The sequence below is a fragment of the Anaerocolumna chitinilytica genome (genome assembly GCF_014218355.1).
In the GTDB taxonomy this organism is placed as follows: Bacteria; Bacillota; Clostridia; order Lachnospirales; family Lachnospiraceae; genus Anaerocolumna; species Anaerocolumna chitinilytica.
On sequence record NZ_AP023368.1, the window covers coordinates 1,924,115 to 1,949,552 of the forward strand.

The window sequence follows — 25,438 nt, forward strand, 5'->3', positions numbered from 1 at the left end:
AATGGCCTTTCCAGATAGAGTTATATAGGAACGAAACTATAAATCATGGGATAATTTCGTAAATGGTACCTTTATTATAATCGGATACTTTCATGGAGCCATAAACTCCTAAATATAATTTGGTTTGATCCAGATTCGTTCCCAAGCTGACATAATAGGATGATTCAGATCCAAAATCATAGTCTGTTTCAATAACACTATAATCCCCCAGTTTACAATCTGTGCTTACTCTGGTATAAGCTAAAGCACCTCTAACAGGCGGAGGAGAGTCTTCATCCTGAGCCAGGTCGGTAAATACAATGCTTCCCGATAAATCTGAGATTTCACTTCCCTCATAGGGCTGGACTCCTGTAAGTGCGGTTGCTCCGAATTTACCTGGCCGGGAATCTTGATGAAAATAGCTGATCAGCGGAGGAAGGCGCCGTACGGAAGTCTCAACGGCTTCATCATAATAAGCAAATACTTTTTCACTCAAAGTTGGATCTGCAGAACAATCGCGTATTACCGAAGTAGGAAAAGCACCTTCCCACCCTCGCCAACCAAAATTAACAAATCCTTCTTGCTCAGACTCTGTTTCCCCAAAAGAAGATTGCACAAGCTCAGTAACTGGTATTGGTTTATAATCAACGAATGAAAAAATAGATTCTACCAGATCCTGCCCGACATTCCCTACGTATTTGATATACCGATTGTAAAACCTTTGAAAAGAAATGCCCGGAATATTGCGGACTCCTTTTGCTATAACCGTAAGCGTCTCCTGAATAGGTAGGGGAAGTTCATCAAAACGTGTAACCACAGGTGGATTATCATAAAATATATTTTTCGTTATATCAATTTCAATTATTTTACCGGCAATTTCCATAGCATTCTGGCTTAAATTGAATGGATCATAGCCTAATCCCCCATCCCCTGTTGTTAATATAAGGTTACCTGTCTCAGGAGAGAAGTTTAAACTATTGACACCGTTGTGATTTAAAAAAGGTCTTCTTATGTTTAATAAAGTCCGTCGTTTTTGAGGTTGGGCATTTGATGGTAGAATCCATTCTTCAACAGTATCAATGTGATTATAGTTAACATCTCGATTTGTCCATTCCAGGTTTTGGGTGGCAGGGTCACATGGGTCGGGTTCAAAGGTTCCGGCAAGAGCACCCGGGCCTTGTGATCCGGCTGCCGAATAATGAAGATAGAACAGACCATTGTAGTAGAAGGCTGGATGAAACGCTAGTCCCAGTAAGCCCCGTTCATCATAGCCGCCGGAAGAAGCCCCTAATTCAAGGATGCGCGGGCGGATATCTAAGAATGTCTCTATCACTCCGTTTCCTATGTAAAAAATCTCCCCTACCTGGGTTGCGATAAATAATCTTTCTACTGTATCGCCCGGTAATATAGCCGTCTTCAAAACGGTGGGCAAATTTATATTACTTACCAGGGGCAATAAATTAACTTTAACTTTTATCAATGTCTTAACCTCATTCTATTGATTTCTTTAATAAAATATGATTAGAACGATTCTATTAGTACCATATAGGGATTACTATTATTTCTGCCGCTGTTATTTCAGATACTATCTCTTTTGCTACATCTGCATACGTCCATGGCAACTTTTTAATACTCTTTTTGTTTCGATACCTTTAAGTTCTTTACAGACTATGGATTGTTTTTTCCTCGAAGGAATGTCCGGTATTAGCTATTTTCAAGGCAAGATTAGAGTTGAAATATTTCCCAATTTACCATACAATATATTTAAGTTTATTAGCTACTTACAGGTACTGGTGAGTATGAAAAATCTACTTCTAAGTTTCTAGATTGGTCCATTTTATAAGAAAAAGAGCAGACACAGTCAAGCGCGTTTTTAAAATATATATTATCCTATCCATATAGGAGGTGCATAGGATGCATGCATGGGAAGCAATCCAGAAAACACTGGATTATATTGAGGAACATATAACAGAAGAAATAGAAATTGAAGAATTGGCTGATACTGCTTCGTTGTCCTTGTTTTACTATCAGAGATTGTTTAGTCGTTTGGTAAAAAAACCGGTACGTGAATATATTAAAATGCGGCGGATGGCTATCGTACTGGAAGTTCTGCAAAACAAGAATAAACGTATTCTTGATATTGCTTTGGAATACGGTTTTGGCAGTCATGAAACCTTTACAAGAGGGTTCAAAGAGTTGTATGGAATGACACCGGAGCAATATCGGGAAAAGCCGATTTCACTTAACCGGTTTGATAAACCTGATTTATTGCTTGGATATACACTAATTGATGAAGGTGTACCACTGATTAGTGAGGGTCTTGTTTTAGAAATGAACCGCAGGTTATTAAAGGAACCAATTTATTTTGTGGGTTTTTTTGATTATGTTCCAAATGCCGGGCAGTTGCCAGTTGGGGAATCGACCGGTGTTGATGTACCCGGAGAAATATGGCGACGCTTCCACCAGGAAAAGGCTTTGATTGCCCGAAAGGCGAATGGCCGCGAAATAGGGGTTGCATATTTGGGAGATGCTCCAACCGGATGTTTTACCTATTTCGCTGGAGCTGAAGTGGAAGAAGTGATTGAGGATGAGCATTTTCAGTCATGGCAGTTACCTGCCCGTGAATATATCGTTTGTGGCTTTGAAGCAAGTGATTTTCAAGAACTTGTTACGGTTGCCCTTAACAAGGCAATTAAGTATAGCGGGCTATGGCTTGAAAAGCATAACCTGACGATGGATGCCTTTTCACCTGAGATATATTACGGTAGCACACCGGAAGTCAGTTATATGGAATTGTATATACCTTTCATAAAAAAACAGTAATGAGAATAGCTCATATAGATTTAAAGGGACAGTTTCAGTATAATAGAGGGAGGTATAATGGGAGTAAAAACATACTTTGAAGTACAAAACTTTAAAGCAGTCAGATTCATAGGAAAAGAGGTTGTCGTTGGAAAGAAGAATCCTGTTCCGGAGTTATGGAATAATATTCTAAAGGATGGAACAAACGATTTTCTGCAAAACTTGCCTGAACGCGTATCTCCCCTTGGAGATACCATTGGATGGATGGGGGAATATAATCCCCAGACAAAAGAGTTTGTATATATTGCCGGAGTATTTGCCAAGCCGGATGCAATTGTACCTGATGGATTCTCTTACCGTGATATTCCTGACTGTCTCATGGGAATTGGTTGGATACAAGGAAATACCTCTCATCTGGAAAAAGGAGCTCATACTAAGACAGAGAAGGTAATGAGAGAAAATGGCTATGTACCGGATTATTCAGTTGTTGGAATATCCATGGAATACTACTCCTTTGAGAAGTATGCGAAAATAGTAGAGGACGGGAATAATCTCTTTACTTTTGGATATTATCTGCCGTGTAAAAAACTGGAATATTAGTGGTATTAAGATTAATGTACAAACTCCCAATGATGGATAGCTTTATCCTATAAGAAAGAAGGAAAATGTCATATGATAGAACTTACCTTTGGCGAAAGCCCTGCCGGTGCTCTTAAGCTTGCAAAATCAAGGAAGCAGGGAGAAAATGTAGGCGGTGCAGTCGCTGTGTTTGGAGGTACTGAAAATGAACAACGTGAAGCGATGAAACCTCATAGATGGTCTGGTATGACAATGGAAGGCAGTTCTAAGGATGTCATCGCATTAACATTGGAGTTGGACATCGGTGATATTTCGGAAGTGGATTCCGATATTAGTAAGCGTAGAAAGATGTTTGACAATCTTTTTACGGATTTTCCAGAGGAGCTTGAAAGAATAAAGAAGCAAAATCAGTATGCTATGCTCCGTCTTCAAGAAGCGAAAACCTCGCTGGAACCCATTCGAATGTGGATAAGTACCAGTGATCCCGCTGAAATGTGCGGTATGTATTTTATATGTCATCTGATGTCAGATTCCAAGACACCACTTTCCGTTGTATCTATTCCAACACAGCTTGAGAGTGATAACTGTATTATATGGTATCGCAGTACGGGAGAAGTAGATGCAGAAAAATTTGGAGCATTTGTTCAATATGAGGAAGCGGTAAGCGGATTACAGCGAAGTGTCTATGCGGGGTTATGGCGTGACCTGGTGCTTGAAAATGCACCTTTGCGTGCAATTATAAATGGTTGTGTAATTAGTGTACCGATTGAATTTTATGATTTTACTCTTCTTGCTAACATCTCAGAGGAACCTATAAGAATTGGACAAGTAATTGGCAAAATAATAGGCCAAGTACCAGGAGTTGGTGACCGTTTGCTATATTTACGAATAGAAGCATTAATACAGTCAGGTGAGTTCATAAAACTTTCCGTAGGGACTGGTGACCATCCTTATTCCGTAGTTATTAAACGAAATGATAAGAAAAGCAAGAAATTCCATTGACAAATAAATACTTCGGAGTTAGAATTAATTTAGTTCGAAGGAGGAAGTATATTGCAGTTAAATCAAAATAACATGGAAGACATCTTATTTGAATATATAGAACAATTTCGCCTTATTATTTCACCTGAAACCTGGGGAAATGTCTTGATGGAGTGCTCAAAAAATGAAATGCTGGTGTTACTTTTTCTCTATCGAAAAGGCGAAAGCAATATGTCACAGGTTGCAGAATATCTATGTACTCCCCTGAATACCGCCACAGGTATTATTACAAGGATGGAGAATAAGAAGATGGTTTCAAGAATCCGTAATGTAGACGATAAGCGGGTGGTAACCCTTATTTTAGCGGATGCTGGAAAGCAGCAAATCAATGAAATAATTAAGAACTTTGCCTATTATGGTCAGCTGTTAATGAAGGATTTGACGCAGGAGGAATTGAAAATCCTTCATAATGTACTGGATAAAGTAATTAATATGCTGCGGAATGTGAATCATAAAGACACCCAAGAGGTGACTAAAAAGATAAGAAAGATAACAATTGAATAGAATATACAAAGAATAGAGTGCGAACTTAAGGTTCGCTTCTCTAAGAATATATACTTCGGTACTCGAAATATTCGAAAGATGAATTATTTTAGTATTAAATAAAAGTATCAAAACAATTAAGAAATAAAAGTAAAGGAAAGTATAAGAAAAAACGGAGGTGTTTTATGACCAGAATGCTTATATTCACAGGAAAAGGTGGAGTTGGAAAAACAAGTGTTGCTGCCGCCCATGCAAGAAATTCATCCAACGAAGGTAAAAAGACATTAATTGTAAGTACGGATATGGCTCATAGTCTTAATGATATATTTGACTTACGAATTGGAAAAACCATTCAAAAAGTATCTGACAATTTATATGCCCTTGAGATTGATCCAAGTTACGTAATGGAGGAAGATTTTGCAGATATGAAGCAGGCTCTTATTAAAGTCATTGAATCATCTGGAATACCGATTGGTAATATTGGAGAGTTATCAATATTTCCGGGAATGGATGAGCTTTTTTCACTCTTGAAGCTGAAGGAAATCTATGCAAGTGGAGAATATGACCGAATTATCGTTGATTGTGCTCCTACGGGTGAAACACTTGCCCTGCTTAAATTTCCGGAGTTACTTGCATGGTATATGGAAAAGTTCTTTCCCATAGGTAAAGTCGCTATGAAAATTTTAGCACCGATATCAAAAACAGTTTTCAAGATTCAATTACCGGATAGCGATGCCATGACAGATATAGAGAGATTATATAGGAAACTGATAGAATTACAGGAATTTTTGAAGGACCGTAAAACGACATCAATACGGATTGTTACAATGCCAGAAAAAATGGTGGTTGAGGAAACTAAGCGAAACTTTATGTATATGAACCTTTATGATTATCATGTGGATGGCATTTACATTAACCGCATTTTACCTAAAGATATGGATAACCCATTCTTTATTGATTGGATAGCAATTCAGAATCAATATATTGAAGAACTGGAAGCAGTCTTTGATGGCATGCCTATTTATAAAATTCCTTGGTTCGACACGGACTTAAACGGGTTATCCGGCGTAGATCGTATTGAACAAAATGTTTTGAAAGGCAGAGATGTATTTAGTATACAGGAGGAATTAGTTAGTCAATGTTTCGAGAAAGTTGAGAATGGCTACAACCTTCTGTTAAAGCTTCCCTTTATTGAAAAGGGGGAAGTGATTCTACACGAATCCGGCACGGATATTATTCTTAAAATCGGTAATTTCAAACGATGTATACCAAAACCCAATTCGCTAAGAAATTATGCTGTAACCGGTGCACAATTATCTGATGGTATATTGACGGTTAACTTTACGGAAGGAGGTATAAGGGAATGACTAGAACCAATAGAATGACAACGATGCAAAAGCTGATGGAGGCAAAAAAGATGGAGGCAGAGGCACTAATGGGCTTATTGCCGGAGCAAACCCAAGAACATTTAAAGGTGATTGGCAAGGAACTGACATCTATGATTAAAGAAAGCTTTACCTTGCAGGAAGGGACAAGACAGGAAAACCCTCAAAAAGCTTCTGCTTCAGGAGCCAGAAAGGTGGATATCGATTGATGAGAATAATATTATATACAGGAAAAGGTGGAGTCGGAAAGACTAGTATCAGTGCAGCCACTGCTGTTAAGCTTGCCCGTGAAGGCAAAAAAGTTATTATAATGAGTACGGATCAAGCCCACAGCCTGGGAGATTCCTTCGGAATTTCATTAAATGGGTTATCCCAAACAATAGCACCTAACCTGGATGCTCTTGAAATTGATGTTGTGGATGAAAATGAGAAGGCATGGGGGAACTTTAGAGGGTTTATCAAGGAACTGCTTACATCCCGTGCCGAAGGTGGAATTGAGGCGGAGGAACTCCTTGTTTTTCCCGGATTAGAAGAACTGTTCGCATTGTTTAAAATCCTAGAAATCTATGAAAATAATCAGTATGATGTATTAATTGTTGACTGTGCACCTACAGGAGAAACACTCTCCCTTCTTAAATTTCCGGAACTCTTTGGTGATGTAATCAGCAAGGCCTTGCCTATGAAAAGAAAGGCTGCTAAAATTGCACGGCCACTGGTGAAGACACTGGCTAAAATACCGATGCCTGAGGATGATGTTTTTGATGATTTTGAACGATTAATGGATAAATTAGAGCGTTTACAGACGTTGATGCTTAACAAGGATATTGTATCTTTACGGATAGTTACCACTCCAGAGAAAGTTGTAATTAGTGAAACAAAAAGGAATTTTACCTGCTTGCATCTGTACAATTACAATGTGGATGCAATTATAGTTAATAAGGTGTACCCCGAAGAAGCGCTTGAAGGTTATTTCAATAAATGGGTGAAATTACAAAAGGAGGGTCTGAATGAGATAAAAGAAAGCTTTAGGGAAATACCGGTATTCGAACTTCAACTACATAAGCAAGAATTAAAAACCATCCCGATACTTGAAAAAGCAGGCAACTTGTATGGGGATATCAATCCGATTGATGTATTGGCCCGTGAGGAGATATATACGATAAATAAAGAAAATGATACCTATAAAATGATAATCAGTCTTCCTTTTGCTGTAAAGTCGGAGATGGACTTGGTACAGCAAAATGGAGAAATTCAAATATCATTAAAGAACGAAAAACGCTGTTTAACCCTTCCGGAATACCTAAAGGATAAAGAAATTGCAAATGCTAAAATGGAACAGGGAACGTTAATAATATCATTTGAGTAAAATAAAAATAGCTTCGTCACTCGGATTAATACACCCTGTGACGAAGCTATTATGTTTTGTGTCTTATTATTGTTGCTATTTATTAATGTTTTTCACAAGAAGGCTTTGAATTCCTTTTTAAAACAGTACGATTGGAATGGCCAAGTATCATAGGAACCTTTTCAATATAAACATCACTGGTGTCAAGGCCGAACCAATTAGATGGTGATACCGTAAATTTCTGAATAAAAAACTTTGTTCTTAACAGGAATGAATCCCAGCCGGACAGTGAGGACTGATTGGAAAGCACTTCTTCAATAAATACAAACCTAAAGTCTCCCAGTTTACGGTTCGGAATAATGGAATAAGCATTGGATTGATTGTCAATTTCCTTGTTATTCACCATTTCTGTTGATATCTGGCGTAAAAATACATTCAGATTCTGTTCAATTCTAAAACCAAGGTTAATCTGTATATTTACGATAAAGGAGGTATTGTATTTTTCAACTACATAATCAGCCTGATAAGGTTCATCTGTAACATACACATTAACAAACCAGTAAACATCAGCCCTTTTTGGCCTCTTATCTAATAGAAAGTACATTATTTTACGTTCTACTTCTTTGGTATTAGGACAATTGGTCAAGCATACAAGATTACTTGCGTATTTTGGAACATCCGGGTCGTGACGTAATTGATTTAACTGTGCAATATAATTTTCTATCGGTACAACTTCGCGAAAACGCATCTTAATTATATGAGATCTATCCCAGATATACATAATAAACAAGATAGAAATAGCAATAATTACGGCAACGAATCCACCATGGAAGAATTTAATAATATTAGCAAGGAAGAAAGATGCTTCAAAACTCATAAAGAAAACAAGCATAATGACTGCAAGTACAATTGGTGCATTTTTCTTTCGCATATAGTTAAATAGGAGAATTGTTGTCATAAGCATGGTAACGGTAATAGCAAGACCGTAGGCAGCTTCCATTTTATCGGAACTCTGAAAGTAAAGTACAATTCCGATACAGACTACACATAATATCCTATTAATTGCAGGAATATAGAGCTGCCCTTTTAGGGAAGAAGGATATAACGTATGTAATCTTGGAAACAGATTTAATTTAATGGCTTCTGATACAAGGGTAAAGGAGCCTGATATTAATGCCTGGGAAGCTATAATAGCTGCAAGGGTAGAGATAACGATGCCATAGATCAGGAATCCGGATGGAATCATCTGATAAAAGGGATTAACATCCTCCAGCGTGTGTTGAGAGGTCTTAGCAGATAAAATCCATGCTCCTTGACCAAAGTAGTTAAGCAGTAAACATAATTTAACAAAAGGCCATGTGAAATAGATGTTTTTACGCCCAACATGTCCAAGATCTGAGTAGAGGGCTTCTGCACCTGTTGAACACAAGAAAATACTGCCTAATATAAAAAAGCCAAGTTTATTATCGCTGCTAAATAGTATGGATACAGCATAGTGAGGTGACAGTGCACGCAGCAAAAAAGGATTATCGGCAAGATTAATTATTCCAAAAACAGCTAAACTGCTGAACCATAAAAACATAATAGGTCCAAATAATTTTCCGATAAATTCTGTTCCGCTGTGCTGGATAAAAAACAATATACAGATTATTGCGATAACGAGAATAACGATATTGCGTTGGTTGTTTCCGAAAATATCATTAAATACCGGAAGCAGTTTTAATCCTTCGACGGCTGATGTAACTGTTACCGCAGGTGTCAGCATACCGTCAGCCAGTAAAGCAGACCCTCCTATCATGGCAGGGATAACCAACCATTTGGAACGGTTTCTTACAAGTGCAAAAAGTGAAAATATACCACCTTCTCCCTTGTTATCAGCTCTAAGTGTAATAAAAACATATTTAATGGTTGTTAAGATAGTTAGCGTCCAAAAAACCAATGATAAAGTTCCTAGAATAAAATTATCTGATACGTTTTCTAAGCCACCATTCCCTTGAAGAACTGACTTCATTACATAAAGAGGCGAAGTACCGATATCTCCGTATACGACACCTAATGTTACTAGAATTCCTCCAAGTGAGAGTTTGGTTATATGAGACTTTTTTGATGAAACCACTGTTTTTTACTCCTTTTAAAGATGTTTGTTTTAATAAAGTATTATTAGATAATAGATTGGTAATATGCGTGCGTTCATTTTCTTCATTAAGATATGAATCATTAGTTACTTATTATATAGTTATATAGCTTAACATAAGCAGTGTAATTTAAGAATTATAAAAGCATTAATATTATATTAGTTTTTACTTATGTCTTAAATATTATTTTATATAATCGATGCCATTGGTACCACTAATTATTTGAATAAAACTTATTTAATTTGAGGTATCTGAACTTCTCTATATTCGGTATTTTCTAATGTGACACACTCCTGTAATATATTATAGTAAGATGTGTCATTTGTCTATCATTATTTCAAAAATTCCCAGACAATTAATCTGTAATATCCTGTAATAAACAATTCGGAAACAACATAAAATGTAAATATGATGTGAATTTACAGAGGGTATAGAACATGCTTACAAGTATGGATTTTATTAGTCAATCACTAGGGTTGCATTTGTTTTTTGCGAGGATTATGAAAGAGCATTCATTATTTCTAGAATTGGGATTTACGCCTAGGGATGATAGTTTCACTCAAATGGCAGATACCTTTCGAAAAGAATTTGATGAAATTTTGGAGGAAGCTGTTTCTCTTTCTAATGGTAATGTTAATCCTGATATACTTGATTCTGGTGAAGTGATAACACCTTTTACACGAAATGCGGAAATGGCTACAGCTTATTATACCGGTGTCAAGATACCGACTCAACTTACACAGGCAACAGCAGAATTAACAGGTGGGGATTTGGTATCGAATAGCCGTATCCTTGAACAAAGAGTATTTAGTCTGAATGAAAGAGCTCTGTATTTAACATCTGAGTTAATACGTTTTAAGCAAAATATTTTGTCCAATGTTACAAACTGTAACATGTTTACATTTAATTACCCCTTGCTTATTGTACATATAATTCGAGAAGCGGAGCTTTATCTGCAGACACTAAGTAATCTTCAAAATAGAGCAGCACAAAATTTGGAAAGAGAAGCCTATGAGCAGGAGTTTTTCTGGAACCGGCAAATGGCGGAACATGCGAAATTTATCCGTGGTTTACTAGATCCAACGGAAGAGAATTTAATTAATCTGGCAAATAATTTTGGAAATGAGTTTGATCAATTAACAGCCGAAGCGAAGGATGCAATGGATATGACAGTTCCGCTGGCAACAGTTACAGATGACAGTTTAAAGGCAACTATGGAACTGCGGGATTTCAAGGCACAAGGTACACAAGGAATTCTATCCTGTGAAGTAAAATCGATTATTATCCCGTTGTTAGGGGACCATGTCTTACGGGAAGCGAATCATTATATCCGGCTGTTAAAAATGTTTGAGGGGATAAACAATCGTTAAAGAAACAGAGTAAACAGGCTGGAAAGTACATTTTCAGCTTGTTTTTTATTTGGATTTCCTGACGGTAACATAATATATGGAAAAATATATTGAGATTATAAGGAAATCTGTGCTAAAATCATGTTGAAACGAACCTAGGAAAGAAGTGATCCAAACGAAGGGAGCAGATGCCATATGCTGCTGAAAATAAAAGAATTTGCAGATTTTTGTGATATATCTGTTCGTACCCTGCATTTATACGACAGGCTTAAGCTGCTGACGCCGACACAAATCGACCAATCCAATGGGTACCGCTATTACGATTCGGAACAGATGAAAGAACTAAACACTATTATTAGTTTTAAAAGGCTTGGAATATCACTGGCTGATATTAAGGATATGAAAGCAGAGGCTTACTCCAAAGAAATAGTAATCAGTAAATTACAGAAAAAGAAAGCGGAGAATAATACCAATATCCAAATCTTAAATTATAATAATGAATCAATAGATTCCTTACTTGTGACTCTGGAGGATCAACCGGAAAAGGCAACTCCGGAAGCGGAAGCCATAAAGCTTTCCAGAATCTATTGCCTTGAAAATGAAAAGCTGGAAAATGAGTTTTCTCATATCTTATGGCTGTAAAAATTTTAATTGACTCTACACATGCGTCATAGTTTACACTTCTTTTAGGAGGTGTATCTATGGCGTATTTTAGTTTGTTTTATGAAAATCCGGAACAGGAAGAGACAGCAAAAAAACAGTCACAAAAACAAGTTTATTACAGGGCAAAGCAAAAAATTCAAAAAAAGACTTACTTCGTAGGTTCCAGGATGATGGTGAAGGAGGAAGCGGTAGATTCATCGGAGAATTTACCGAGTTTTTTTCAGGATTTGAATCTGGATGCAATTTTCCTGCCTTGGTATGATGGGGCTATACCGGAGAATATAAAGGAGCTATTATTTAGTTTCCCTCACGATACCAGTATAATTGCATACCGGCAGGAAATCTATCAGGATCTTGAGAAACCGGCTGTTTATCTGGGGTTTACAGAGTTCAGAAAGGGTTTTACAGAAGCTGAAAGGCTGTTAAATTATCGTCTACAATCAGACAATCCCCTGCAGAAGGGGAAATATTACCTGGATGCAGCCATCCTTTATTATCAAACCATAAAGGGGTTGTATTATATTCTTAAGGAGCATGCTGTCTCTACTGCACTGACTACCTTAGTACCTATTTTGGCTGCTTATTTAGAACGGAAAGATTATTATGAGTTCTGCCTTCATGCAGAAGACCTAAAGTTTAAATTGGAAGCTATCTATTGTACTTTATCGATAGATGGAAATGTTGTGAAAGTCAGCTTCCAACAGAGTACGGAAGATTATTTTGGAACAGTTCAGAAGGTTTTTCGGGAGGGAGAGACCGGTATTCCTTCAATCAGCCTTTTTAACCAGCCGGTGCTGAATCAATTTGAGGGCAGGCTTATGTCCCTTGTGGAAAAAGAGTATCCTAAGTTATGCAAAGAAGTTTTAAGTTTTGCCGCTGTCAGCCAACCCCTGGTAGATGAGATTCTTATGAGGCTGTATAGGGAATCAGACTTTTATTTGTCTGGTCATAGTCTTACGGAAAGACTGAAAGAAAAGGGATTTAAGCTAACCTATCCGGAAGTACAGAAGCAGGGAACTGTTAATCTTCAGGGGATTTGTGACATCAAGCTTGCCTTAACTGCCGGAAAAGCAAAAGAAATTGCACTTAACAATCTGTTATTACAGGAGGATAGTCAGGGAGCTTTTATAACCGGTGTTAATCAGGGAGGAAAAACCACCTTTGCCAGAAGTGTGGGCCAGACGATTTATCTTGGTATGCTTGGAATGCCTGTTATTGCGAATAAAGCAAAGCTTTGTCATTTTGATGGTATCTATACCCATTTTACTGTGGAAGAAAATCAATTGGTGAACAACGGAAAGTTACTGGAGGAATTACATCATCTGAAAGAAATACTTATGAGTGCTCCTGACAATTGTCTTTATATTCTCAATGAAATGTTCTCTTCCACAACGGCAGCGGATACCTATGAACTGACTAATTTACTGCTGCCGCAGATGTTTCAGAAATCCGGCACGGTATTGTGTGTTACCCATGTTCCTGAACTGGCAAGGCGAAGGGATAAAATGACAAGTCTGATTGCTTCCGTAAGAGAAGAAGACGGATATAAAAGAACCTATAAAATAGAACCGGGAGAAGCGGTACTTAGTGCCCGGGCTATTGATATAGCCTTAAAATATCATTTATCGGGGGAACAAATAAAGGAGCGTATGGCAAATGGAGATTAATCTTATAATAAATGACAACAGCAGCCATGATATAAAAGCAGATAATAATTTACTTATTAGGGATTTAAAATTCTCTGTACTTTTTGATGTGTTATCAGGCGGTGATAGCGAACTTTATAAAATCTGCAGTCAGGTTCTGCTGAACCCTTCCACCAAGAGTACTGAAATCCTAAAACGACAGGCTGTTTTAAAGGATGCAATAGCTCATACAGAACAGTTTCAGTCTATCTATCGTTCTGCTCTTGGGGCGGTGCAAAAGGTAAAGGAGTATGAGGATGCCGCCAAACATCAATATAATTATGTAATTCCAGTTCCCAAAAAGATACTTACCCAGGTGGAAACAGCTTTCACCATATTGGAATACCTGGGAGAAATAAAGAACAGTGTAAGTCAAATAAATAATCCTGAATCGGAGATGCTTTCTTCCTTCTGTCATTGGTTTACCAGTAAATATACGAAGGATTATATCGATGAGGTGAGAAATATTCTTCAATCTCTGACGGTATTAAAGAAAACAGATGCCATTACCATTGGCGCACATATTGGAAAAGGTCTGAAGCTGACGGATATGACCCTTCACCGTATCCTTACCAATGAAGCTTTACCCCAAGAAAAGAAAGGCTTATTATCTTTTGGCCACAAGTCTGAAAATGTGGATGAAATAAAAATAGATAACATCACCATAGAAAATGAAGTGCGTGAAATGATAGACGTTGGGCTTACCTGGGTCTTAAAAGCAGTAAGTGATTTCAATTATTCCGTGAAGTATCTACTGGAACAACTAAAATTTCAATTCGGATTCTACTGTGGCGGACTAAATTTGCAAAAATATCTGTCGGAACGGAGGATTTCAATATGCTTTCCGGAATTTGCGGATACTTGTAATTGCTTATCCGTATCCACATTGTCTGACCTGTTTCTGGTAATAAAGGATGGATTGGCAGTGACCAACAGCTTATCATACAGAGATAAGAGCAATTGGATTATTACCGGAGTGAATCAGGGTGGCAAAACAACCTTTTTAAGAAGTATTGGCATAGCCCAGTTTCTGGCCCAAAGCGGGTATTTTGTTGCTGCAGAGCAGTATAAATGCAATCTATATCAGGGAATTTTCACCCATTTTCCGGAAGAGGAAGATACGGCTATAAAGCACGGACTCCTGGAGCAGGAGCTGCTAAAACTAAGTGATATTATTACCTGTATTACCCCGGGAAGTCTGCTGTTACTGAACGAAACCTTCGCAACTACTACGGACTATGATGCCGCTTACCTGGCGGAAGAACTTCTGGCAGGAATTAGAGACAGCAATATAACCTGCATTTATGTTACTCATAATTATGAGTTCAGTTATCGCCTTTATCGGGAGAACAGGACAGAAGACGTATTTCTGCGGGCTGACAGAGCAGATGACGGAACTAGAAGCTTTCGGTTAATAGAGGGAGAGCCTAGAAAGACCGGGCATGCACTGGATTTATACCGGGAGGTTATGGGAAGTGAAGTATGCTAGTGAAGCTGCTGCTAGGAGTAAGTGATTAGTAATGAAAAAATAATAATTTGTATCATACAAGAGGCTGTGGAAAAGTGTTCAAAACAGCCTCTTTTTGTAATGTAAAAAAAGAAGAAATATCCGTAAAAATATGACATTGAGGCTGCTTTAATCCAGGGATATAATCAGGATAACTTATTATTTGTGTTAATTAAAGGACAATTTTCTCGATTGTTTTGAGTATGCACTAAAGCGCATCAAATGGAGGTTATGTGAAAATGAAAGAACAATTTTCACTTTGATTTGAGTATGCGCTAAGCGCATTATAAGGAGGTATAATATGAAAAAGTTAAAAATTGCTGTGATTGGGGCCGGTAGTACCTATACGCCAGAGCTCATGAATGGGTTCATTACAAGAAACAAACAATTAAAAGTTGACAGCTTTTACATGATGGATATTGATAAAGAAAAAACAGAGATTGTAACCGGGCTTGGTAAGAGAATGCTTGAGGCCAACGGATTGAATGCAAGAGTTATCATTACTGACAAGATGGATGAGGCAATAGAAGGTGCTGACTACGTATTGGGACAGATTAGAGTTGGAAAGCTGGATGCGAGAATAAGGGATGAAAAGATTCCTTTAAAATATGACCTACTTGGACAGGAGACAACGGGTGCAGGTGGCTTTATGAAAGCATTGAGGACAATACCTGTCATGATGGATATTGCAAAAAAGATTGAAAGACTTTCGCCGAATGCCTGGTTTATCAACTTCTCAAATCCTTCCGGTATAATAGCAGAAGCCCTCTTAAATAATTCTGATGTTAAAATGCTTGGCCTTTGTAATGCGCCAATTAATATGATTCGGCGTGCAAAGGAAATGCTGCCTGAAAACACAAAGAAATTTGATTATGACTTTGTAGGTTTAAATCACCTGTTCTGGCTGACTGCCCTTTATGCAGACGATAAAGAAATTCTGCAGAACTTATTTTTGGGAGGCTATAAGAATAACAGTTTAAAGAACATACCCGAAGTTGTGTATGATGAAGAATTATTAAAAGCCATAAAAGGCCTTCCGGTATCCTATCTTAATTACTATTATTTCAGGGACAAGATGGTAAAAAAATGCCAGGAGGCTGATATGACCAGAGGGGAAGAATGTAAGCTGATAGAAGCGGAACTTCTGGAGTTATACAAGGACCCGAGCTTGAAAGAAAAACCGGCAGTTCTGGATAAAAGAGGTGGGGCACTGTATTCAGAGGCTGCGATTTCTGTTGTGGATGCTATAGAAAACGATAAGAATGAAGTTCATGTGGTTGATGTAAAAAATAATGGAGCTTTGAGCTTTATGGGTAAGAATGATGTAATCGAAGCCAAATGTATCATTAATAAAAATGGTGCAACTCCGCTAAAACTGAATAATTTTGACAATCAGCACATTATCGGTTTGATGCAGGCTGTGAAAGCCTTTGAGAAGTTAACGGTAAAAGCGGGTATTGAAGGGGATTATAATGCAGCATTGGGAGCTTTACTGACACATCCTCTTATTGGTGACTACTATAAAGCAAAGAATGTCCTTGATGAGATGTTGGAAGCCAATAAGGAATTTTTACCGCAGTTTTTCGGAGGAAAATAGAATTTATGAAAAAATACGTACTTGGAGTAGATGGCGGCGGAACGAAGACCCATTGTTCCATTTTTGATTTGGATGGAAATATGGTCGATCTGGTAAGCTGGGGAACGACAAACCATGAATGTCTTAGCGGTAGTTATGCTGAGCTACAGGCTGAGCTTAGTAAACTGTTTACCTATATCCTTACTAAAAACAATATAGGAACAGAAGATTTGGAGAGGTGTGTCTTTGGATTGGCCGGTGTGGATACGAAATGGCAGCATGAATTTATTACGAATATGATTTTTGATTTAGGGATAAGGGATTTTACACTTTGCAATGATTCTTATCTGGGAGTAAAGGCTGGAAGTGAAAATGGCACTGGAATTTGTGCGATTAATGGAACAGCTTTTTCCATAGGTGGAATAGATTCTAAGGGAAATATGCTGCAGATAGGAGGTTTAGGAGAATTAAGCGGAGGAGATTTCGGAGGAGGTGAATATCTGGCAGGTAAGGCTATCGCAGCAACTTATAATTCTATATTTAAAGGAGACTCAGAGACTTTAATAACAGATATGTTTTTTGACACCTTAGGTATAACATCAAAATTCGATTTTGTAGAAGCACTAAAAGGTAAGATTGATGACGGCACCTATAAATATGATTATTTTAACAGGCTGGTTTTCGAAGCGGCGAATAAAAATGATGCAGTAGCGCAGGGTCTGTTAGACAATATGGGGATAGAATATGCAAGGTGTATCAGTGCAGTCATAAACAATCTGGACTTTTGTAAGCAAGAACCTGTAGAGATTATATTAGCCGGTTCAATCTTTGTAAAAGGTGAAAATTCCAGAGCTATTGAAAAAATCAGACAGGAAATTTCAAACAAACATAAAGATAGAATTATTACCTACAAGGTTCTTACTGCACCGCCTGTAGCAGGTGCTATTTTATGGGCACTGGAACAAAGCGGAATGAAAAAGCACCATAGAGAAAAGGTTTTAAAAGCTTTTGAATAATAATTTCACTTTCTATGAAAGGCAGGGAGGTTAGGGTGAAAAGAAAAGTTAGAATTATTTCGATTCTGGTTGTAATTGTAATGACTGTAACATTAATTATGCCCGGAACAGCTGCAAAAGCAAATGCAAGCGGGGTTTTTATCAGAGTTAACCAGGTTGGCTATAAACCATCGGCAAGTAAAGTGGCTATGGTATTATCCAATACCAATTTAAACGGAATAAGATATGATGTTTTTAATTCAAGCAACACTTCGGTCTTAAATGGAACAATTTCAGCAAGCAACAAAGGAAGCTGGGGGGATGTGGGAGGTGCCAATTGTGCTTATACCTATGCCCTCGATTTTAGCTCTTTAAGTACAGTAGGCAGTGGATATTATATAAAAATCAACTCCTATACTTCACCGGCATTTACTGTCAGTGATTCTGTTTACAGCAGTTTAGCGGATTTATCAATGCAGTTCTTTAAGGTACAGCGCTGCGGAAATACTAATCCCAAAGACCATGGAACCTGCCACGTAGCAGGAACAAGTTCATCGGTGGATGGAAAACCGGATGGGGCCTCCGGTACCATTGATGTAACGGGGGGCTGGCATGATGCCTCGGATTACATCAAATTCATGAGTACTATCGGACATGTTACGGATGTTATGCTTACAACTTATATTCATCATCCGGAAGTGTTCCCTTCACCCGGAAGTACCAGCGGTGTATTGAACGAAGCAAAGGTTGGTTTGGATTTTATAAAAAAGATGTGGGATAACACTAATCAGATGTTATATATGGAAGTAGCCGATGGCCTTGACCATGATGTTGAGAATGATGATCTTGATTCCCGCAGTAAATGCTGGCCGGAAAAAGATAATACCATATACGGTACCTCCAGACCCGTCCATCCGTGTCCTGCAGGAACCGGAGCAAATCTGGCCGGTAAAGCGGCAGCAGCGCTCGCATTGGGAGCTAAAATATGGGGAGACCAAAATGGACCCAGTTTCAATGCAGCTTTAGCCAGCAATTATCTTACAGCAGCACAGCAGATATATACCTGGGGCAAGACAAGAACTGGTATTGCTGGAGACGCTGATGAGTTCTATGTGGATACAGATTATAAAGACGATATGGCTTGGGCGGCAGCTGAGCTCTATCGTGCTACCGGCACAGCATCTTATTTGACAGATGCAAAATCCTATTGTGACAGTGCCGGTGAATGGTATAACAAATCTGATACCAGCCTCAACTGGTCCAGGGCTTACGCCTGGGTAAATTATGAAGTCGCATCCCTTGATTCATCCTATAAAAGTACGGTTATAAACCGTATGAATAATCATCTCAATGTGAAGAAAACTTATGCGGATGCACAATTCTGGAATAACAGCAGTCAGCCCAAATGGGGTACTTATGAAGCAATGAGTAATAATGCTGTGGAAGCCATGATGTATCAGGAATTGTCGGGGAATACAACATATTCTAATCTGGCAGGGCAGCAGCTGGACTTTATGCTGGGCAAAAATCCCTGGGGTGTCAGTATGTTAAATGGTGCGGGAACCAACTGGTTTCAGAATCCCCGCCACCGTGTAACAACATTGAATCGTGTAAGCAATCCTTCTTACCAGCTCCTTGGAGCTTGGAGCGAGGGTTTTGAAACAAGTGCCCAATATGCAGTAGATCAATTGGACCCGTTGCTTTCGGGACAGGAGAATGCGAATGTAGTACAATTTAATGACAGCCGTATGGTTTGGCATGACAATAGAAGAGATTATGCCACAAATGAGGTTACGATTTCCGGAAATGTAGCAGGAATGGCTATGGTTGCTTTTATGGGTGGAAGTTATACACAGAGCGTACCGGCAGTACCAACCGGGTTGACTGCTGTAGCAACCGGAACATCACAAATTAATGTGACTTGGAGTGCTGTAAGCGGTGCAACCGGTTATGACCTTGAAGTAGACGGAACAACAATAAACAATGTGACTTCTCCTTATGTACATTCAGGCTTGGCTCTGGGATCAACCCATAGCTATAAAGTAAGAGCTGTGAACAGCACCGGTACCAGTGTATGGAGTACTGCTGTAAGTGCCACGACGGCATCTGCCTCCTCAGTTGATTATATAGCCGCCTCGGATGCTTATGTAAGGGATGGAACCTATGCTGGAACGAATTATGGCACAGCTGCAACAATTGATGTCAAAGGGGATCCGGATACAGGCTATAACCGGAAGGGTTTTATGAAGTTCGACCTTACAGGACGTTCAGGAACTTCTGTTTCATCGGCAATCTTAAAGGTATATTGTAATGCGGTATCGGCAGCGACGCCCGTGGTAATATACGGTCTATCCGGCACAGATACCTGGGTGGAATCAGGGAGCAGCAGTATTACCTGGAATAATCAGCCTGGCAGTACGGGTGCGGTAACCATCGGAACACTGAATGTTACAGCCGCAGGTTGGTATAATATTGATGTAACAAGTTATGTGAACAGTCAGATGAGCGGGGATAAGAAGATGACATTTAAGCTGCAGGTTGAGAATGGTAATGGAGCGACTATAAGTTTTAATAGTAAAGAGAATGCAGCTAATAAGCCTGCTTTAACGGTTAAATAAGTACAATATAGGATTTGCGTGGCAAATGGGGTAGGTTTTCACATGGGGACAGCAGTTAGAATTAAATCTTCAGAATATTAGGACTTCTAATACATTTCTATAGGTGTATATATTTTTTTATTTTATAATATATGCCAGTTGACATGTTGAAATCGAGAATTTGCCAGATAAATCGGTTATATCAAATCAAATTATTAAAATATATAAGGCGACGGTTGAGAATATTCCGTTCGCCTTTTTTTATTGCCAAACAGCAGAATACTTTTAGGCATTCTAAAAATAACTTGGATTTTCGTTTGAGTATCTTTCTTAATAAATTTATTGAAGGGTGAAATAGTATGCAAATAAAAAGCATGACCAATGGTGTTTTTAAAGTACGCAAATATTGACCTAATAATTTTATATTATGTCTCCAAAGTATATTTTTCTAAGTACACTTATTCAGTCTCCCTCAAACGATCTATAATGGACATCTTACTTATACTCCTGTAAACAACTTTCGGTGTGATAAAACAAATCAGTGAAATGGTAACGTACATCATTATTATGGGAATAAATGGGTAGGTAAACTGAGCGTATTTCTCTACATTTTTTAGTAAGGTGAAAAGAACATAAATAATCAAATTACCAATCGTTAAGGAGCATAATATAGTTATGATTGCATAACCTAATCCCTCATTTCTTAGCATTGAGCGCATTTGCTTTTTGCTCATTCCAACACTTTCAAGAATAGCGAACTCCCGTTTTCGTGTCATAATACTCACAGACATTACATTAACAAAATTAAATATGCCAATTAATGCAAGTATAAATGAAACACCGCCTCCCAACACCATCATAATTGTTTTTGCATCTTGCATAGCTTTTCGTGCTGCATAACGTGAAATCATTGTTATGTCCATAGAAACCGCTAAATCATTAATTGCGTTATAGATCTGTTCATCATAGCCATTTTTCACATTTAAATCGATGGAAAGAACATGCGATGTGGGAAAATACTGATGCAAGAATGCATTTGACACTAAGATTTCGGGACCACCTAGTCTAAATGAATCATTGGTTTCCGTTGATATACTACCGCCGTTTGCAATATGGAAATAATCACCTTTATCATTGTATTTGATATCAAATGTTGCTATATCAGATAAACAATTCGCCATTTTAACATCGTCAGTGGAACCATTTCTTATATTAATTAATGCAATTTTACCACTTTCGAATTCTTTTATATCAATTGGAACAGAAAGAGTTTTATTTATTTCGCGTAGTTTCAAAGAATCAATACCTTTTAGTTCACAGCCAAGAAGCTTTGCTATGGATTCCTCCCTTGTCATATTATTATCGTTGCTAAGCCAATCAATATATTTATCAAGTGCTTCGGAATAAATGAGTTCCCCAAATTCAATTGTTGTAATTCCTGATTCGGTAATTCCATTTAAACTTTTTACGTTTTTAATAAAATCGTCGTTTAAACCATAATCAGGGTATGCACTTTGAGAAGAAATAGAAAAATCATAATTATACTCGGAGTTTACACGATAATCAATATCCATACTGCTAACTATTGTTATGATTAGTGAGAAAATCATAATACCTAAAAATAGGCTTAACATTACAATTGTTGCCTGATTGCGATTACGGAAGATGTTAAGGAGAGCCATTTTATAAGATTTTCCGTTTGTGGTGACTGGAATCTTCGTTTTACCGATATCCCCCGCTGTAAATTTTAATGCTTCAACAGGTGAAATGTTCGCTGCTTTTTTTGCAGGTGCTGCAGCACCGAATAATGCGGTCAAAACCGAAAATACAACTGCTCCAATATAAATTATTGGTGAGAATGAAACGACAGAGCCGGTATCGATGCCGCTGTTTGAAATGACAGCAGGAACAATTAACATTGAAATAGCAACTGAAGCTATGCACCCAACAGGTAGGCCAATCACACACAGGCGTAATATCTGCCCTATAACAATATGACGTATTTGTCTAGGCGTTGTCCCTAAGGTTTTTAGCATACCGTAAAATCGTACATCTTTTGAAATAGAGATATACATAACATTATAGATAAGTAGATAACCTGTAAACATTAAGAATAAAATTATAACAAGTAACGCTATATAGTTTGTAATGTTCCCATATGTGTTGGTGAATGCTGGGGATTCAGTATAATTTTGATTATTAGTGAATGCTAAATCGTTTTTTAATCGTTCTATATTTTTATTAATATTTTTTGAATCTTTGAAAATTATGTTTACCATTGTACTGTTTGTTGAGATCTTATCATATTTCTTTGCGAATGCATACGAGGAATATATGGCAACAAATCCGTTCTGCCTACTGTGAGCATATTCCGTGTAAATACATGACAAAGTAAAAGTCTCCGTTTTGACTTCATTCGTACCATTAATAATAAATGATATAGGTATTTTCATACCGATTTTAGGCTCATTAATACCCATTGCGTTTAGGATATATCGGGATAACATAATTTCGTTTTCTTGTTCTGCATAGTGCCCAATAATATTTGTAAATGTCGGGGAAAATATTTTCTTCCATTGTGTTTTATCCACATAAGCTATATTGAGTTCATCCAATTTAGGTATATCTTTCGTCTGCGCCACATAAGCACCTAGACCGATAGTTTTCACATAATCGAGGGAATATATTTTCTCTAATTGTTCACTAGTGGGATTGGAAAATGCCATCTGAGAAATGGAGCCTTGCATACGTTTTTCATGCATATTGATAGAATCATAATAGCTTACTCCAATACTGAAAACGGAAGCAATCATAAAAGTAGTCAATGTTATTGCAGCAATAATAAAGAAATTTCGTCTTTTATCTGAGGATAATGTACGCTTTGTAATTTTTCTAACAATAGCAATATTGTTATTTCTCATTACCTACCCACCTCACCTTTTATTTTTCCATCCTCAATTCGGATTACTCGGTCGGCAAGCTGTGCGATATGTTCGTTGTGAGTTATCATCATCATAGTTTGATGGAAACGTGTCGATGTCATTTTCAGAACCCCTAAAACATCTTGACTTGTCCTGCTATCCAAGTTGCCAGTTGGTTCGTCAGCGAAAAGTATTGACGGCTTGGTAGCAAGTGCGCGGGCAATTGCTACACGTTGTTGTTGGCCTCCTGAAAGCATATTGGGCATTGCGTCCCGCTTTTCGTTAAGTCCTAAAGTAGCGATAATTTCATCTACATAAGTTTTGTCAACCGTGTTGCCGTCAAGCTCTATTGGCAATACAATGTTTTCATAAACGCTTAAAATAGGAACTAGGTTATAGTTCTGGAATACAAAGCCAACATTACGCCTGCGAAAAATAGTGAGTTGCTCGTCAGTCATTTTTGATAGTTCGTGACCATTCACAATAACTTTTCCATCCGTAGGGGTATCAAGCCCGCCTAACATATGAAGAAGCGTGCTTTTACCAGAGCCTGATGTGCCAACGACTGCGACAAACTCTCTTGCTTCGATTTCTAAATCGATACCGTCAAGAGCACGGACAAGATTCGGTTCTTTACCATAATACTTTTTTAATTTTTGTACTGTTAAAATTGCCATTTAATTAACCTCCTTCGTTTATGACTATATCATAAACCATATTTCTTACAGGATCATATCAAGACTGGTTTTAATTCTTACAGTTTTGTTATGATTGAATTTATTTCTTACTGTTCTGTAAGAACAACGAAAAGGAAGTAAATTCGTTAGGAATGGAATCTATCATGATATAACCGCCTTGCTTTTCCATAATCAGTGAGGCAAGGTATAAGCCAAGCCCCGTACCCTCGTTATCTTTTACGTTACTGCCTCTATAAAATCGCTTGAAAATCAAATTCCAATCATTTTTTTCAATACCTATCCCATGATCAGTTATATTGATTTTGGTATAAAGAGTCATTTGCTCAACAGATACCTCTATACTTGTATCCTGCGGCGAATATTTAATAGCGTTTTCAAGTATATTTGTTATGGCTTCTCGCGTCCATTTTTTGTCATGGTATATCTGATAATTTTCAAAATCCGAAACAACAATGTCAATATTCTTCTTTGAAGCTGTTGCAACAACATTGCCAATACTGTCTGAAATAGTTTGCTTTATATTTGTCTCAAGCGGAGCAAGCTGGATGGTTCCAACTTCTAAACGCGACATCTTGATTAAGTTGTCCATCATCCATTGTAATTTTTCTGTCCCTGATCTAATGCGAAGTAAAAATTCTTCTTGCTCTTCTGTACTTAAATTTTCTGCTAATAGTAGGTCTGAATATATTGATATACTAGAAAGAGGTGTTTTCATCTGATGCGACATATCCGATATAAAACCTTGTATTGTTTCCTTTTCACCATTAATCCGGAGCACATCAGAAACGTACATATCTATTATGCGGTTTGCTTTGTATGTGAGTTTTGATATTCGGTTATCACCGATTGTTTCAAAAGGCTCGCTTATATCCTTTGATAATATACGCTCCAAAACAGAATCGATAGAATTAAAAATTTTCAATACATATCTTCGGAAGAATAATGCCGTCAGGATACAAATAATGATTGCGGCAGCAAGAATAATATATATCACCATTCCCATCATTCTTTTACCCAAATATAACCCATTCCATAAATCGTCTTTAAGGTTCTTGGCTTTTTAGAGTCATCTTCAATTTTTGTCCTCAAACGGCTTATATTGACCGGCAAGGTGTTTTCATCAACAAAATTACCTTGATTATCCCATAATGCGGCGAGAATTTGTTCCTTTGAAAGAATTTGTCCAGCATTAACCATGAGAAAATTCAAGAGCCGATATTCGGTTGAACTGATTGGTATTTCCTCAATATCATTCAAATCTATGCGATAAAATTTGCATGATGAAGTATCAAGCTGATATTTTCCGATTTTTACTATATTCTTATCTGGTATTTCCATGCGACGAAATAATGCTTCCACACGGGCACGTAAAATTGACAGGGAAAATGGTTTTGTGATGTAATCATCTGCACCGGACATCAAACCAGATACTTCGTCTATTTCCATATCGCGGGCAGTAAGCATGATGATTGGAATAGAGGTTTTGTCCCGAATACTTTTACAGAAATCTATACCGTTTCCATCAGGCAATCCTAAATCAAGAATTATAAGGTCAATATTATATTGAATGAAAGATTTTTCTCCAGCTTTTATTGTACTGGCACATTTGACTGTATAGCCATCTTTTTCAAAAGCAAAAGCAATACCTCTGTTTAAATTTTCATCATCTTCGATAATTAAAATGGTTTTCATATCATA

At 37.6% G+C, this 25,438-nt stretch carries 20 protein-coding genes; 14 read left to right on the top strand and 6 right to left on the bottom strand.

What is annotated here, in order from left to right; translation table 11 throughout:
- Positions 1 to 43 precede the first annotated feature (43 nt).
- Positions 44 to 1,459 carry a PQQ-dependent sugar dehydrogenase gene (locus bsdcttw_RS08350; protein WP_185258922.1) on the bottom strand — a complete coding sequence of 472 codons (1,416 nt, stop codon included), beginning with the start codon at positions 1,457 to 1,459 and terminating at the stop codon, positions 44 to 46.
- A gap of 434 nt (positions 1,460 to 1,893) precedes the next feature.
- Here bsdcttw_RS08350 and bsdcttw_RS08355 point away from each other — a divergent pair, with 434 nt between their 5' ends.
- The 7 genes from bsdcttw_RS08355 (at position 1,894) to bsdcttw_RS08385 (ending at position 7,635) form a co-directional block, all read left to right on the top strand.
- On the top strand, positions 1,894 to 2,802 hold the full coding sequence (locus tag bsdcttw_RS08355) for an AraC family transcriptional regulator (RefSeq protein WP_185258923.1): 909 nt from the start codon (positions 1,894 to 1,896) through the stop codon (positions 2,800 to 2,802).
- Positions 2,803 to 2,859: 57 nt separating this feature from the next.
- A complete protein-coding gene (locus tag bsdcttw_RS08360) occupies positions 2,860 to 3,381 on the top strand; it encodes an AraC family transcriptional regulator (RefSeq protein WP_185258924.1) in 522 nt (173 codons plus the stop codon).
- Between the two features lie 72 nt (positions 3,382 to 3,453).
- Positions 3,454 to 4,362: a DUF3658 domain-containing protein gene (locus bsdcttw_RS08365; protein ID WP_185258925.1), complete on the top strand. Its 909-nt coding sequence runs from the start codon at positions 3,454 to 3,456 to the stop codon at positions 4,360 to 4,362.
- 51 nt (positions 4,363 to 4,413) lie between these two features.
- A complete protein-coding gene (locus bsdcttw_RS08370) occupies positions 4,414 to 4,905 on the top strand; it encodes a MarR family winged helix-turn-helix transcriptional regulator (protein ID WP_207726517.1) in 492 nt (163 codons plus the stop codon).
- Positions 4,906 to 5,069: 164 nt separating this feature from the next.
- The gene (locus bsdcttw_RS08375) at positions 5,070 to 6,251 is read left to right on the top strand and encodes an ArsA family ATPase (RefSeq protein WP_185258927.1); all 1,182 of its coding nucleotides are present in this window, start codon (positions 5,070 to 5,072) and stop codon (positions 6,249 to 6,251) included.
- Positions 6,248 to 6,478, top strand: a complete 231-nt coding sequence (locus bsdcttw_RS08380) for a hypothetical protein (RefSeq protein ID WP_185258928.1) — start codon at positions 6,248 to 6,250, stop codon at positions 6,476 to 6,478. Before bsdcttw_RS08375 ends, bsdcttw_RS08380 begins: the two co-directional genes overlap by 4 nt.
- Entirely contained in the window at positions 6,478 to 7,635 is a 1,158-nt protein-coding gene (locus tag bsdcttw_RS08385; protein WP_185258929.1) for an ArsA family ATPase, read from the top strand. The genes bsdcttw_RS08380 and bsdcttw_RS08385 overlap by 1 nt, the downstream gene beginning before the upstream one ends.
- Positions 7,636 to 7,717: 82 nt before the next feature.
- Here the strand turns inward: bsdcttw_RS08385 and bsdcttw_RS08390 are convergent, their stop codons facing one another.
- Positions 7,718 to 9,730: a KUP/HAK/KT family potassium transporter gene (locus bsdcttw_RS08390; protein WP_185258930.1), complete on the bottom strand. Its 2,013-nt coding sequence runs from the start codon at positions 9,728 to 9,730 to the stop codon at positions 7,718 to 7,720.
- Positions 9,731 to 10,186: 456 nt separating this feature from the next.
- On the opposite strand from bsdcttw_RS08390, the gene bsdcttw_RS08395 reads away from it, so the two are divergent.
- From bsdcttw_RS08395 to bsdcttw_RS08425, 7 genes are all read left to right on the top strand, one after another.
- Entirely contained in the window at positions 10,187 to 11,119 is a 933-nt protein-coding gene (locus bsdcttw_RS08395; RefSeq protein WP_185258931.1) for a DUF2935 domain-containing protein, read from the top strand.
- A 174-nt stretch (positions 11,120 to 11,293) separates the two neighbouring features.
- Positions 11,294 to 11,740, top strand: coding sequence for a MerR family transcriptional regulator (locus tag bsdcttw_RS08400; RefSeq protein WP_185258932.1), 447 nt, complete (start codon positions 11,294 to 11,296; stop codon positions 11,738 to 11,740).
- A gap of 59 nt (positions 11,741 to 11,799) precedes the next feature.
- Entirely contained in the window at positions 11,800 to 13,428 is a 1,629-nt protein-coding gene (locus bsdcttw_RS08405) for a MutS-related protein (RefSeq protein WP_185258933.1), read from the top strand.
- Positions 13,418 to 14,935: a MutS-related protein gene (locus bsdcttw_RS08410; RefSeq protein WP_185258934.1), complete on the top strand. Its 1,518-nt coding sequence runs from the start codon at positions 13,418 to 13,420 to the stop codon at positions 14,933 to 14,935. Before bsdcttw_RS08405 ends, bsdcttw_RS08410 begins: the two co-directional genes overlap by 11 nt.
- Before the next feature lie 319 nt (positions 14,936 to 15,254).
- On the top strand, positions 15,255 to 16,550 hold the full coding sequence (locus bsdcttw_RS08415) for a 6-phospho-beta-glucosidase (RefSeq protein WP_185258935.1): 1,296 nt from the start codon (positions 15,255 to 15,257) through the stop codon (positions 16,548 to 16,550).
- 5 nt (positions 16,551 to 16,555) lie between these two features.
- The gene (locus tag bsdcttw_RS08420; protein WP_185258936.1) at positions 16,556 to 17,545 is read left to right on the top strand and encodes an N-acetylglucosamine kinase; all 990 of its coding nucleotides are present in this window, start codon (positions 16,556 to 16,558) and stop codon (positions 17,543 to 17,545) included.
- Between the two features lie 35 nt (positions 17,546 to 17,580).
- Entirely contained in the window at positions 17,581 to 20,142 is a 2,562-nt protein-coding gene (locus tag bsdcttw_RS08425) for a glycoside hydrolase family 9 protein (protein ID WP_185258937.1), read from the top strand.
- A 437-nt stretch (positions 20,143 to 20,579) separates the two neighbouring features.
- Here bsdcttw_RS08425 and bsdcttw_RS08430 read toward each other — a convergent pair whose 3' ends face one another.
- The 4 genes from bsdcttw_RS08430 to bsdcttw_RS08445 all read right to left on the bottom strand — a co-directional run bounded on the left by bsdcttw_RS08430 (position 20,580) and on the right by bsdcttw_RS08445 (position 25,432).
- Entirely contained in the window at positions 20,580 to 23,042 is a 2,463-nt protein-coding gene (locus bsdcttw_RS08430) for an ABC transporter permease (RefSeq protein ID WP_185258938.1), read from the bottom strand.
- Positions 23,042 to 23,719, bottom strand: a complete 678-nt coding sequence (locus bsdcttw_RS08435) for an ABC transporter ATP-binding protein (RefSeq protein WP_185258939.1) — start codon at positions 23,717 to 23,719, stop codon at positions 23,042 to 23,044. The genes bsdcttw_RS08430 and bsdcttw_RS08435 overlap by 1 nt, the downstream gene beginning before the upstream one ends.
- Positions 23,720 to 23,819: 100 nt before the next feature.
- Positions 23,820 to 24,758 carry a sensor histidine kinase gene (locus tag bsdcttw_RS08440; protein WP_185258940.1) on the bottom strand — a complete coding sequence of 313 codons (939 nt, stop codon included), beginning with the start codon at positions 24,756 to 24,758 and terminating at the stop codon, positions 23,820 to 23,822.
- Positions 24,743 to 25,432, bottom strand: a complete 690-nt coding sequence (locus bsdcttw_RS08445) for a response regulator transcription factor (protein WP_185258941.1) — start codon at positions 25,430 to 25,432, stop codon at positions 24,743 to 24,745. Before bsdcttw_RS08445 ends, bsdcttw_RS08440 begins: the two co-directional genes overlap by 16 nt.
- Positions 25,433 to 25,438 lie beyond the last annotated feature (6 nt).